The organism is Pseudoalteromonas sp. SR41-1 (assembly GCF_014164015.1).
GTDB classification, from domain to species: domain Bacteria; phylum Pseudomonadota; class Gammaproteobacteria; order Enterobacterales; family Alteromonadaceae; genus Pseudoalteromonas; species Pseudoalteromonas distincta.
On record NZ_JACJEK010000025.1, the window covers coordinates 42,288 to 55,729 of the forward strand.

Below are 13,442 nucleotides of genomic sequence, written 5' to 3' on the forward strand. Positions count from 1 at the left end.
TTTCACACCCTAACAATTAGAACGCAATAAAGGTTAACTAAACGTGACTGATAAGTTAGCGAGTCCATATCGACTTGCCGTATTAAAGTTAATTTGCCTTCAGGGTGTTGTAGCATTAGTTGCTGCTGTAATTATTTGTTTTAGTTCGGGAGTCAATGCCGCGCTCTCATCACTCGCTGGTGGAGTTGTCGCAGTACTTCCGCACTTTGTATTTGGTCTTTATGCATTCAGACATATGGGTGCAAGTCGAGCAAATCAAGCGTATGCCTCGTTGAAACGCGGCAACGGATTAAAATTTATGCTAACAATTGTATTGTTTGCGCTAGTACTGAAGCATTTTCCGGTAATTTTATTACCCTTTTTTAGTACTTATATACTGGCGCTCTTTACTGGATTGTTCGCACCCGTTTTTTTTAAACATTAACTTTGGGATATAACATGGCAGCAGAAGAAGTTACTCTATCTGGCCATATCCAGCACCATTTGACCAATGCTAAGATGTGTTCGACCGATACAGGTCTCGCCTTCAATAAAGCATGTACGGATAGTGGTTTCTGGACATGGCATATAGATACCCTCGCATGGTCTATCGGTTTAGGTCTTATATTTTTATGGATCTTTCGTAGTGCCGCTAAAAAATCAACACTAGGTGTACCTGGAAAATTTCAATGTTTCATTGAAATGGTAGTAGAGTTTGTTGGTGACAACGTACGTGATACTTTCCATGGTAAAAGCAAGCTTATTGCACCATTAGCATTAACAATATTCGTTTGGATATTTTTAATGAACTTAATGGATTTAATTCCGGTTGACTTTTTACCTGCATTAGCTGGTTTTGTTGGTGAAACTGCGTTTGGTATGGATTCACACGATGTGTACATGAAAATTGTACCAACGACTGACATTAATATGACTGCAGCGCTAGCGCTGGGTGTATTTATTTTAATGATAGGCTACTCAATTAAAATAAAAGGCATTGGTGGTTTTATTAAAGAATTAACACTTCACCCGTTTAGTTCAAATAATACTGCACTACAAATCCTTTTAATCCCGTTTAACTTATTACTTGAACTGATTGCGCTGGTTTCTAAACCGTTTTCATTAGCGCTACGTCTGTTTGGTAACTTATATGCAGGTGAATTGATTTTCATCTTGATCGGCGCTATCGGATTTATGCAATTACCATTGCATTTTGTTTGGGCTGTATTCCACATCTTAGTAATTGTATTGCAAGCATTCGTATTTATGATGCTAACAATCGTATACCTAAGCATGGCTAGCTCAGATAATCACTAATTTTATATTTACAATTTTACTTTTACTTTTAACTTTACAATTGAAACTTTGGAGAAATAAATGGAAGCTTTAGAATTATTAACAGGCTTAAAATACATCGCAGTAGCTTTACTAATCGGTTTTGGTGCAATCGGCACTGCAATCGGTTTTGGTAACATGGGCGGTAAATTCCTTGAAGCATGTGCGCGTCAACCTGAGCTTGCACCTTCGCTACAAGTTAAGATGTTTATTCTTGCTGGTCTAATCGATGCTGTAGCAATGATTGGTGTTGGTATCGCTATGGTATTGTTGTTCGTACTTTAATTTTATTTTTTGAACAGCTTACTATTTAAGGAGGAGCGGTTGTGAATTTAAACGCCACTCTTATCGGTGAATTGATTGCGTTTACGGTGTTCGTATTATTTTGTATGAAATACGTATGGCCACCATTGAACGGTGCAATTGAAGCTCGCCAGAAAAAAATCGAAGATGGTTTAGCTGCCTCTGATAGAGCCGAAAAAGACTTAGAACTTGCGCAAAAGAAAGCTGCTGAACAGCTTAAAGATGCAAAAGCTCAAGCGGCTGATATCATTGATCAAGCTAAAAAGCGTGCAGTGCTAATTGTTGACGAAGAAACACTTCGTGGTCAGCAAGAGCGTGAAAGTATCATTGCTCAAGGGCACTCTGAAGTTGAGTCTGAACGTAATCGCATAACAGAAGAGCTACGTAAGCAAGTAGCAACTCTGGCAGTGATTGGTGCAGAACGTATTTTAGAGCGTGAAATTAATCAAGCCGCACATAGTGACATCGTTGAAAAACTTGTCGCTGAGCTGTAATTAGGAGGGTATGAGCATGTCTAATTTGACTACTATCGCTCGCCCATACGCTAAAGCGGCTTTTGAACTTGCCGTTGAGAAAGGCACTCTAGAAAGCTGGAATGATATGTTGTTCTTTGCAGGCCACGTAGCCAGCAATGAACAAGCATCATCTGCTTTAGCAGGTATGCCTACAGCTACTGCACAAGCTGAATTATTTATTCAACTTTGTGCTGAGCAGCTCAACGAACAAGGTCAGAACCTAGTTAAGGTGATGGCTGAAAATGGACGTTTGACAGCTCTACCTGACGTTGCTGAGTTATTTGCTGAATTTAAAGCAGAATACGATAAAGAAATCGAAGTAGATGTGATTTCTGCAACTCCTCTTGTTGCTGCGCAACAAGAGTCATTGGTAGCGGCACTTGAAAAACGTTTCGCACGCAAAGTTAAGCTGAATTGTAGTGAAGACGCGTCAGTGGTTGGTGGACTTATTATTAGGTCTGGCGACACTGTAATCGACGGTACTATTCGCGGTAAATTAAGCCGCTTAGCTACAACACTACAATCGTAATTGGGAAAAAGAGCATGCAACTTAATTCCACTGAAATTTCAGATCTGATCAAACAACGTATTGAGAAGTTCGAAGTTGTAAGTGAAGCTCGTAACGAAGGTACTATTGTATCTGTTACTGACGGTATCATCCGCATCCACGGTCTTGCTGACTGTATGCAAGGTGAAATGATTGAGCTTCCTGGCAGCCGTTATGCTATCGCATTAAACCTTGAGCGCGACTCAATTGGTGCAGTAGTAATGGGTCCGTACGCTGACCTTACTGAAGGCGTAAAAGTATATACAACTGGTCGTATTTTAGAAGTTCCTGTTGGTCCTGGTCTACTTGGTCGTGTTGTAAACACACTAGGTGCTCCAATCGATGGTAAAGGCGCTTTAGATAACGACGGGTTTGAACCTGTAGAAAAAATTGCACCAGGTGTAATCGAGCGTAAATCAGTAGATGAGCCAGTTCAAACTGGTTATAAATCTATCGATGCGATGATTCCAGTTGGTCGTGGTCAACGTGAACTTATCATCGGTGACCGTCAAACAGGTAAAACTGCACTAGCAATCGATGCAATCATCAATCAAAAAGACACAGGCGTTAAGTGTGTGTACGTTGCGATTGGTCAAAAAGCATCTACTATTGCAAATGTAGTTCGTAAATTAGAAGAGCATGGTGCACTAGCAAATACTATCGTAGTTGTTGCATCTGCTTCTGAATCTGCGGCACTTCAGTACTTAGCACCGTTCGCGGGCTGTACTATGGGTGAATACTTCCGTGACCGTGGTGAAAACGCATTAATCGTATATGATGATTTGTCTAAGCAAGCAGTTGCTTACCGTCAAATTTCATTACTACTTAAGCGTCCACCAGGCCGTGAAGCATACCCAGGTGACGTATTCTACCTTCACTCTCGTCTTTTAGAGCGTGCATCGCGTGTAAACGCAGATTACGTTGAAAAGTTCACTAATGGTGAAGTGAAAGGTAAAACTGGTTCATTGACGGCATTGCCAATCATTGAAACTCAAGGCGGCGACGTTTCTGCGTTCGTACCGACTAACGTTATCTCTATCACCGATGGTCAGATCTTCTTAGAAACTGACTTATTCAACTCAGGTATCCGTCCGGCAGTAAATGCTGGTATCTCGGTATCGCGTGTTGGTGGTGCTGCACAAACTAAAATTGTTAAGAAACTAGGTGGCGGTATCCGTCTAGCCCTAGCTCAGTACCGTGAATTAGCTGCGTTCTCGCAGTTCGCGTCTGACCTTGATGATGCTACTCGTGCTCAACTTGAGCATGGTGAGCGTGTAACAGAGCTAATGAAGCAGAAACAGTACGCGCCAATGTCTGTTGCTGAAATGTCTTTGTCGTTATTTGCTGCTGAAAAAGGCTTCCTTCAAGACATCGAAATCGCGAAAATCGGTGACTTTGAAGCAGCTTTACTTTCGTATGCAACTAGCACATACGCAGAGCTTGTGGCTCAAATCAATGAAACTGGTAACTTGAATGCCGAGATCGAAGCGCAGCTTAAAGAACTTCTTACGAAGTTCAAGTCTACGCAAACTTGGTAATTTAGTTATTAATGGTGCGCTTTAGGAAACTAAAGCACACCTTGATTCGGAGAGAGAGTCATGGCCAGCGGAAAAGAGATTAAAAGCAAGATCGGGAGTATTAAAAATACTCAAAAGATCACTAGCGCAATGGAAATGGTTGCTGCGTCTAAAATGAAAAGGGCGCAAGAACGCGTTGCTTCAAGCCGTCCATACGCTAATAAATTACGTGAAGTAATTGGTCGTGTTGCTCAAGCAAATCTTGATTTTACTCACCCGTTCTTAAAAGAACGTGAAGTGAAACGAGTTGGTTATATTGTTATCTCTACAGACCGTGGTCTGTGTGGCGGTCTAAACTCAAACGAGTTTAAGAAAGTTGCACTTGATGTTAAAGCGTGGAAAGAGAAAGGTGTTGATGCTGAATTTGCTACTTTAGGTAGTAAGGCAGCAGGCTTCTTTCAACGTTTTGGTGGTCAACTACTCGCTAAAAAAGCGGGCCTAGGAGATAAACCTTCAGTACAAGACGTTATTGGTCCTGTAAAAATTATGCTTGATGCATTTTCTGAAGGCAAAATAGACCGTTTATTCTTGGTATATAACAAATTCGTTAATACCATGAAGCAAGAGCCAATTATAGATCAGTTACTCCCTTTGCCAAAAGCTGAAGAAGAAGTATCTGCTCACACATGGGATTACTTATACGAGCCAAACCCAGAGGCTATTTTAGAGTCTTTGTTAGTACGCTTTATTGAGTCTCAAGCATACCAAGGTGTGGTAGAAAATGCTGCCTCAGAACAGGCTGCTCGTATGGTTGCAATGAAAGCTGCAACTGATAACGCAGGTGACCTTATGGACGAGCTACAGCTTGTTTATAACAAGGCTCGCCAAGCAGCAATCACACAAGAAATTAGTGAGATTTGTTCTGGCTCAGCAGCAGTTTAATGCTTCGGGTAAAGATTAACGAGAGGAATAGACATGAGTTTAGGTAAGGTCGTCCAAATTATCGGCGCCGTTGTGGATATTGAATTTCCACAAGATAGCGTGCCAGCGGTATACCACGCACTAAGAGTAACAGATGGCGATTTAGCTGGTTTGACTTTAGAAGTTCAACAACAGCTAGGTGGCGGTGTAGTGCGTACTATCGCTATGGGTACTACTGATGGTTTACGTCGTAGTGCTTTAGTTATGAATACAGGTGAATCGATTCAAGTTCCAGTTGGTAAAGCAACACTTGGTCGTATCATGAACGTACTTGGTGAGCCAATCGATGAAGCGGGTCCAATCGGCGAAGAAGACCGTATGTCTATTCACCGTGCAGCGCCTTCATACGAAGAGCAATCAAGTTCAGTTGAGCTTTTAGAAACTGGTATCAAGGTTATCGACCTTGTATGTCCGTTTGCTAAAGGTGGTAAAGTTGGTTTATTCGGTGGTGCCGGTGTTGGTAAAACTGTAAACATGATGGAACTTATCCGTAACATCGCAATCGAGCACAGCGGCTACTCAGTATTCGCAGGTGTTGGTGAGCGTACACGTGAGGGTAACGATTTCTACCATGAGATGAACGATTCAAACGTACTTGATAAAGTATCGCTTGTATACGGTCAGATGAACGAGCCTCCAGGTAACCGTTTACGCGTAGCGTTAACAGGCCTTACTATGGCTGAAAAGTTCCGTGATGAAGGTCGCGATGTACTTTTCTTCGTAGATAATATCTACCGTTATACACTTGCTGGTACTGAAGTATCTGCACTTCTTGGTCGTATGCCGTCAGCGGTAGGTTACCAGCCTACACTTGCTGAAGAAATGGGTGTGCTTCAAGAGCGTATCGCTTCAACTAAGACTGGTTCAATTACATCAATCCAAGCGGTATACGTACCAGCGGATGATTTAACGGATCCATCTCCAGCAACTACCTTTGCTCACTTAGACGCAACAGTAGTACTTTCACGTGATATCGCATCACTTGGTATCTACCCAGCGGTAGATCCACTTGATTCATCTTCGCGTCAACTTGACCCACAAGTAATTGGTCAAGAGCACTACGATACAGCACGTGGCGTTCAAACAGTTCTTCAGCGTTACAAAGAACTTAAAGACATCATTGCAATCCTAGGTATGGACGAGCTTTCTGACGAAGATAAGCAACTTGTATCTCGTGCACGTAAAATCCAACGTTTCCTATCTCAGCCATTCTTCGTGGCAGAGGTGTTTACAGGCGCGTCAGGTAAATACGTATCACTGAAAGATACAATTGCTGGCTTCAAAGGCATTTTAAACGGCGAGTTTGATGAGCTTCCAGAGCAAGCGTTTTACATGGTTGGCTCTATCGAAGAAGCTCAAGAAAAAGCCAAAGGCATGTAACTAGGAGGGTAGTATGACAGCTATGACTGTACATCTTGACGTAGTAAGCGCAGAGCAGAGCTTGTTCTCTGGTCTTGTTGAATCGATTCAAGTATCTGGTAGTGAAGGCGAGCTGGGTGTAAACCTAGGTCATGCTCCACTACTAACTGCCCTTAAACCTGGTATGGTACGTTTAGTTAAGCAATATGGTCACGAAGATGTGTTATATGTTGCTGGCGGTACATTAGAAGTTCAACCAAATCACATCACGATTCTTGCAGATACTGCGGTTCGTGGTGAAGATTTAGATGAAGATTCTGTACAAAAAGCTAAACGTGAAGCTGAAGAACATATGGCGAATTCGTCAGCTGTTGAGTTTGATTATCAACAAGCGGCTACGCGACTGGCAGAAGCAGTTGCTCAGTTACGCGTAATTCAGCAATTACGTCACAAGTAAGCCTATCCGGTTTTGAAAAGCCCACTTTATGTGGGCTTTTTTGTGTCTGTAATTTAAACATGGTGTATCGCTTATTTATAATTGTTAAATAATAGGTCTATCAGACTATTATCTGTGCTTTATCACTTATATCCTTCACCAATCCTCGCTACAATAACGTCATCCAATTAAGTGTGTTTTTCAGTCAAGATTCAGTACGAATAAACTAACCTACTGAGTATCTGCACAAGAAGTGATTTACGTAATCTTCTGCACAAACATAATACTTATTTAGCTAAAACAACGGAAAAAGGAAATTGTTTTAATGGCTCTAACAACTGTTATTCTTGCTGCGGGTAAAGGTACTCGTATGCGCTCTGCTCTACCTAAAGTTTTGCACAATGTTGCAGGTAAACCAATGGTACAGCACGTTATTGATAATGCGATGGCATTAGGTGCAACGACTACAAACTTAGTTTACGGACACGGCGGCGATCTATTACAACAACAACTTGCCGATAACGATGTAAATTGGGTACTTCAAGCAGAACAACTCGGTACTGGCCACGCAGTAGCGCAAGCCAACTCTCATATTAACGATGAAGACACTGTATTGATTTTATACGGCGATGTACCGCTAACAAAACAATCAACTCTAGAGCGTTTATTAGCTGCAACACCTAAAAATGGTTTAGCGGTATTAACGGTAAATTTGGTAAACCCAAATGGCTATGGTCGAATGCTTCGTGCCGGTGGTAAGTTAGTCGGTATTGTTGAGCAAAAAGATGCAAGCTCAGAGCAGTTACTTATTAACGAAGTAAATACAGGCATTATGGCTGTTAACGGTAAGCTATTAAAAACATGGTTAGGTAACTTATCTAACAATAATGCACAAGGCGAGTACTACTTAACAGATATCGTTGCAATGGCTAACAGTGAAGGCGTAGAGATCACTTCAGCGCAACCAGATCATGCAATGGAAGTTGAAGGCGCAAATAACCGTGTACAACTTGCAGGCTTAGAGCGCGCTTACCAAGCATGGCAAGCAGAAGAGTTAATGTTAAATGGCGCAACACTTGCCGACCCTGCTCGTATTGATGTTCGTGGCAATGTTAAAACAGGCGAAGACGTATTAGTTGATATAAACGTTATCTTTGAAGGTAATGTGACCCTTGGTAACAATGTACAAATTGGCCCTAACTGTGTACTTAAAAACTGTACCATAGGCGATAACGTGGTAATAAAGGCTAATACCCTAATTGAAGATGCAAGCGTAGCTGCTAAATGTACGCTGGGCCCTTATGCTCGCCTTCGCCCTGGCGCTGTTATGGAAGAAGACTCACACATTGGTAACTTTGTTGAGATGAAAAAAACCCGTTTAGGCAAAGGCTCAAAAGCCAACCACTTAAGTTACTTAGGTGATGCTGAAATTGGCGAAAAGGTGAATATTGGCGCTGGTACTATTACCTGCAACTACGATGGTGTTAATAAATCAAAAACTATTATTGGCGATAATGCTTTTATTGGCTCTAATTCATCACTCGTTGCCCCAGTAAATATAGGTGCAACTGCAACAATTGGTGCAGGCTCTGTGATCACCAGTACCGTTGAAGATGACCAATTAGCAATAGCACGCTCTAAACAGCGTAATTTAACTGGTTGGAAACGCCCAGTTAAAAAATAATAAGCCAACACCTTTTTAAAGCGAGTTATATAGTCGCTTTTTTATTGTTTATATTTTGGCTGTTATTTAAACTAATGGTTAACGGATTAAAAAATACACTCAAGGAACTCTTATATCAGCATATGCTCGCTGTGCTATTGCCGAAAGGCAACGTCAAAATCAAATTAAAAGTCTTCTATCAGGTAACAATCACACGCTGATACAAATGAACTCTGCAGAGTTTGTAGACTACATTATTTCTGTAAAGATGAAGCAAGGTAAATCTCGTTCAGAAGTGGTTGATTGGCTTGATGAGTTACTGGAAGAGCATAATTCATTATCAAGTAAATGGAAACGAATTAAAGATCCTTTGAAAGCTGGAGCTGGTCTATATCCTCTATTTGATGATATTAAAGCTTTAGTCATTATTGCAGAAGTAATGAAGCGGCAAGGTAATACGTTTGGTAAGTTTAAAATCAAAATATATAATGGCTCCCCTGCTATTATAATGACTTCTTACCCTGGTATCAGAGCTCATTTAACGGGAACTCATTATTTAGCAAGTAATCCTAGGCTTTTTACTATCGGCGTAGGCAAGCTAGAAGCTTCTAAAGCAATGAAAGGAGGCTTTGTAGTTAGTTTATTAATTTCAGTTACATTCCACAGTGTAGATTTGTTTTTAAATGATCAAAAAACATGGCATGACTTAGTCGCAGGTATAGCTGTCGATATGGCAGTTGTTGGAGCTGCTATAGCTACAACATTTGCAGTTACTTATTTTGCAACCGCTTTTGCTGGGGCCATTATTGTTACTACTGCTGCAATACCTCTCCTTATTGTTGTCAGTGTAGGTATAGTTTTTACTGCCTTAACTATGGTTTTTTCAACAGATCCTATAGCGGATGCCATTGCTTATAAGTTGCGAGAACTTGAAAGCAATCTTCGCTCTGAGATTATTGAGGTTAATAAAAAATTAGAAAAGGGTTTTAGTGAAGATCCTTATGCTTTTTTTAACTTTATGTTTGGAGTTCCAACAATAAATCTTAATCGTGGTAAAAATGAGTACAATTGATGTCTATTTTAGAATGGCAGAAATCTGAAAAACGCTTTTTAGAACAAACTTTCGAGCATAAGCTAACAGTTGTTATAGGCTTGGTTGTGTTTGTATTATTCTCAATGACTTTATTTTATTTCTCTTATTACGGGTTTGTTGAAAATGTTTATTTTGATGACTCGCTTTATTATATTAGAGAAAGTGGCCTGTTGGCTCCAATAATAGCAATGACACCGTTTCCTGTGCTTATGACAATTGCCGGTTTTCAAAAGGTATTCAATTTTCGCAACGAGAAAACAATAAAGCTAATGGTAAAACTTATGCTTTGGGCAATTCCTCTATATATAACTTTATCTATTACTAATAGTTTTTATATCGAGTCTAAATTAATAGGGAAGGGTTATAGTTTTTGTCATTGGTATACTAGTCCATCTTTTAGAGGTCCTGATGTTTGGCTAAAAAACGATGAGTTATGCTTACAAGATGGCTCTGTCATAATCAGTGATATAGCCGATTGGTTCGAGCAAAAAAATCAACAAGGTATTGAACCTTCTGTTGATGAGCTAAAAGAGTTTATAAAAGAAACTAGAAAAAGTCGTGATGATTATACTAATTATAAGTAGTGAAAAGTCACCATTAAAGAGTAATAAGCTAACATCTATGTAGAACTATTTCATGGCTCACTTTTATGCAACCGAGGGGCTGTGTTAATTGTAGTGTAGTTGATGAATATAAGTTGAAACAGAAATGAGCCATAACTAATGCCTATTTTAGAATGGAAAAAAGCAGATAAAAAGTTATATCTTGCAAATATGAAAGAATTAGCATCTGTTTTTTTCTTGTTAATTGTTAGTGGGGGACTGTGCTACAAAATAGCCTTAAACTTTTTTTCCGAAGTGGAAACTATATTTTTAGTTAGTCAGCCTCAATTTTTTATCAAAGAGCAAGCCACCATACTATTATCTTTTTTATTATTACCTTGCTTATTTCTAACGTTTTTATCGACTTTACAGCGTTTTTTGGGGTTTGATATAAAGTTAACTTTAATTAATGCATTTAAAAGTGCAGTTGTAGGTTTAATTGTTTTATTAATTCTATCAATCCCGACGAATCTTGTCATAGAGTCTAATTTAAAAAGCAAAGGTTACACTTATTGTAGTTGGTATACAGGATCCTCACTTCGAGCGCCTGATGTTTGGCTAAAAAACGATGAGTTATGCTTACAAGATGGCTCTGTCATAATCAGTGATATAGCCGATTGGTTCGAGCAAAAAAACCAACAAGGTATTGAGCCTTCTGTTGATGAGCTAAAAGAGTTTATAAAAGAAACTCGAAAAAGGCGTAATGAGTATATTAATAGGTTTTAGCTACAAACCTGCTTTCATGGGCAATAAGTACTCCTTAGCTTCAAGCGAGTTATATACTCGCTTTTTTATTGCCGAAAGCTAATCAAAATAAAATTGCCATAATCTTGTCATGCCTGTGTGTTGATATTTAGCAAATACAATACTAAGGAAAATCACATGTTTAAAAAATCAATTATTGCGCTGTCACTTATATCTGTTCTTACTGGTTGCTCACTTGATGGTGACGATGGCCAAAACGGCTCTCAAGGATTACAGGGAGAACAAGGCGCAAATGGGATAAATGGTGTAAATGCTAATTCAGTATTAAATATTAGCCTCGTAGGAAGAGGAGTATTAAATGCACAAAGTCCAGAAGGTGCCGCTGAAATAGTTGCTTACCAAGCATCTAAAAAATGGATTTACGCTATTAACAGTTCAGGCGATGACGCTGTTATTAATATTTTACCCGCCGATACCTTTGATACTGCCGCACTCGTTAAAGATAACGAAGGGGTTATCAGCGCCACAAATTTAACGTCCGTTATTACGTTGTCTCTAAACGAGCATACCCAAGGCGATGCAAACAGCATTGCTATTGATGAAAATAATAATTTACTAGCGGTCGCAATGGCTGCTAAAAGCACGGGTGATGCAGGTCAAATTGCTTTTTACGATATAAGCGGCGACTCACCTGTATTTATTAAAAATGTTACAGTCGGATTTTTACCAGACATGGTGACGTTCACCCATGATGGCGCAAAGGCAGTGGTTGCTAACGAAGGTGAACCAAGTGGCGACTACAGCGTAGATCCTGAAGGTTCTATTAGTATTATCGATATAACAAATAATGTAATAGCCGATACGGCAATAAATATTGATTTTAAAGCCTATAACAACAAACAAACCGAACTAGAAGCGCAAGGGGTCGTTTTTGCAAACCCCAATGGTCGTACTATTAACGGTAATCTGATAAATACCACAGTAGCTATGGATTTAGAGCCCGAGTACGTTAGCATTTCTAAAGATAACAAATACGCTTATGTATCTATTCAAGAAAACAATGCACTTGCAATAGTTAACCTACAAGACAACAGCCTTGAGCTAAAGGGCTTAGGCTTTAAAGATTGGTCAAGCTTACAACTTGATGCCTCAGATAAAGATGGCGGCGTTAATTTTAAATCATACCCAGGGCTCTATGGTATGTACCAGCCCGATACTATCTCAAGCTTTAGTTGGAAAGGCGCTAACTTTATAGTCACTGCCAACGAAGGTGACGCAAGAGAATACTTTTTTGATACAACGGATGAAGCAGACTGTATAGCAAAGGGGGGACTTGATTACGATAAAGACGACGGCTGCTTAGCTTATATAGATGAGAGCCGCGTTGAAGACTTAACGCTTGCATCTAATTTTGATTACTTAAATAACGACGATAACGATATTGGTCGCTTAAAAGTAACAACAATAAAAGGCGATACTAATAATGATGGTCAATACGAATCGCTTTATGCTTATGGTGCACGTTCGTTTACCATTTTGGACAGCAATGGGCTGGTGGTGTTTGATTCAGGCGATGATATAGGTCGTATTACTGCATCGGTTCATGGTGAAGCATTTAACAACAATGAAGATGAAAACAAAGGTGACTCACGTTCAGATGATAAAGGCGCAGAGCCAGAAGCGCTGACTATTGGTAAAATTGACGATCGTACATTTGCTTTTATAGGGCTTGAGCGTATGGGTGGGATTATGGTTTATGATATTACCAATCCATATAATGTGCAGTTTGAAGACTACTTCTATAATAGAGGCTTAATTAAAGACGCTAATATTACAGGCGATTTAGCGCCTGAAGGAATGGAATTCGTTCCAGCTGAGCAAAGTGCTACAGGAAACCCACTATTAATCGTTGGAAATGAAATATCAGGCTCCATTGCCGTATGGGAAATAGCATCTAAATAAACCTTTAATTTAAAATAAAGCTGTGTGTTGTTTGTTTAACATACAGCTTAGTTTAAACCTTACTAATACCTCATCAATAGATACTTATATTGTGCGTGTTTTTTAAACTAAAAGTATCCTGTAGCCCTTTATTTGTATAGCTTTCATACTAAATTCATTTAATTGTCAAAAAGCTGAAATAAAACATTGACCCCCGCTCGAATCTCCCTATAATGCGACCCCACTGAGACGGGAAACAGCAACGCATAGCGAGGCACGAACAACTCAGGGTGTTAAGTAAAACTTAGATTGAATCTTTTTAGAAAGTTTAAATTTAAGTGTTGACAAAAAAATGGGAAAGCGTAATATGCGCAGCCCTAGCGAGATAAAGTTCAACTTTATAATCGCAACGTTCTTTAACAATATAAAGCAATCATCTGTGTGGGCACTCGTACAGATTGAGTTC

Annotated in this window: 14 protein-coding genes; all 14 read left to right on the forward strand. The window is 39.7% G+C overall.

What is annotated here, in order from left to right; genetic code table 11:
- Positions 1-43 precede the first annotated feature (43 nt).
- Positions 44-424 (forward strand): ATP synthase subunit I, encoded by a 381-nt coding sequence (locus tag H5118_RS18360; RefSeq protein ID WP_004335240.1) that lies wholly within the window; start codon positions 44-46, stop codon positions 422-424.
- A gap of 14 nt (positions 425-438) precedes the next feature.
- A complete protein-coding gene (gene atpB / locus H5118_RS18365) occupies positions 439-1,296 on the forward strand; it encodes a F0F1 ATP synthase subunit A (protein WP_024597178.1) in 858 nt (285 codons plus the stop codon).
- 60 nt (positions 1,297-1,356) lie between these two features.
- Entirely contained in the window at positions 1,357-1,599 is a 243-nt protein-coding gene (atpE, locus tag H5118_RS18370; protein ID WP_007585980.1) for a F0F1 ATP synthase subunit C, read from the forward strand.
- 41 nt (positions 1,600-1,640) lie between these two features.
- Positions 1,641-2,111 (forward strand): F0F1 ATP synthase subunit B, encoded by a 471-nt coding sequence (atpF, locus tag H5118_RS18375; RefSeq protein ID WP_004335264.1) that lies wholly within the window; start codon positions 1,641-1,643, stop codon positions 2,109-2,111.
- 16 nt (positions 2,112-2,127) lie between these two features.
- Positions 2,128-2,661, forward strand: a complete 534-nt coding sequence (atpH, locus tag H5118_RS18380; RefSeq protein ID WP_004335267.1) for a F0F1 ATP synthase subunit delta — start codon at positions 2,128-2,130, stop codon at positions 2,659-2,661.
- 14 nt (positions 2,662-2,675) lie between these two features.
- A complete protein-coding gene (gene atpA, locus H5118_RS18385) occupies positions 2,676-4,217 on the forward strand; it encodes a F0F1 ATP synthase subunit alpha (protein ID WP_004335270.1) in 1,542 nt (513 codons plus the stop codon).
- Between the two features lie 60 nt (positions 4,218-4,277).
- The gene (atpG, locus tag H5118_RS18390; RefSeq protein ID WP_024597176.1) at positions 4,278-5,138 is read left to right on the forward strand and encodes a F0F1 ATP synthase subunit gamma; all 861 of its coding nucleotides are present in this window, start codon (positions 4,278-4,280) and stop codon (positions 5,136-5,138) included.
- 33 nt (positions 5,139-5,171) lie between these two features.
- Positions 5,172-6,557 carry a F0F1 ATP synthase subunit beta gene (atpD, locus tag H5118_RS18395; protein ID WP_004335274.1) on the forward strand — a complete coding sequence of 462 codons (1,386 nt, stop codon included), beginning with the start codon at positions 5,172-5,174 and terminating at the stop codon, positions 6,555-6,557.
- A 13-nt stretch (positions 6,558-6,570) separates the two neighbouring features.
- The gene (locus H5118_RS18400; protein ID WP_004335277.1) at positions 6,571-6,993 is read left to right on the forward strand and encodes a F0F1 ATP synthase subunit epsilon; all 423 of its coding nucleotides are present in this window, start codon (positions 6,571-6,573) and stop codon (positions 6,991-6,993) included.
- Between the two features lie 304 nt (positions 6,994-7,297).
- Positions 7,298-8,656, forward strand: coding sequence for a bifunctional UDP-N-acetylglucosamine diphosphorylase/glucosamine-1-phosphate N-acetyltransferase GlmU (gene glmU / locus H5118_RS18405; RefSeq protein WP_182749650.1), 1,359 nt, complete (start codon positions 7,298-7,300; stop codon positions 8,654-8,656).
- A 205-nt stretch (positions 8,657-8,861) separates the two neighbouring features.
- Positions 8,862-9,707, forward strand: coding sequence for a hypothetical protein (locus H5118_RS20485; protein ID WP_259398003.1), 846 nt, complete (start codon positions 8,862-8,864; stop codon positions 9,705-9,707).
- Positions 9,707-10,312, forward strand: coding sequence for a DUF1240 domain-containing protein (locus H5118_RS18415; RefSeq protein ID WP_182749651.1), 606 nt, complete (start codon positions 9,707-9,709; stop codon positions 10,310-10,312). Before H5118_RS20485 ends, H5118_RS18415 begins: the two co-directional genes overlap by 1 nt.
- Before the next feature lie 138 nt (positions 10,313-10,450).
- Positions 10,451-11,056: a DUF1240 domain-containing protein gene (locus H5118_RS18420; RefSeq protein WP_182749652.1), complete on the forward strand. Its 606-nt coding sequence runs from the start codon at positions 10,451-10,453 to the stop codon at positions 11,054-11,056.
- A 156-nt stretch (positions 11,057-11,212) separates the two neighbouring features.
- Positions 11,213-12,997, forward strand: coding sequence for a choice-of-anchor I family protein (locus H5118_RS18425; RefSeq protein ID WP_182749653.1), 1,785 nt, complete (start codon positions 11,213-11,215; stop codon positions 12,995-12,997).
- Positions 12,998-13,442 lie beyond the last annotated feature (445 nt).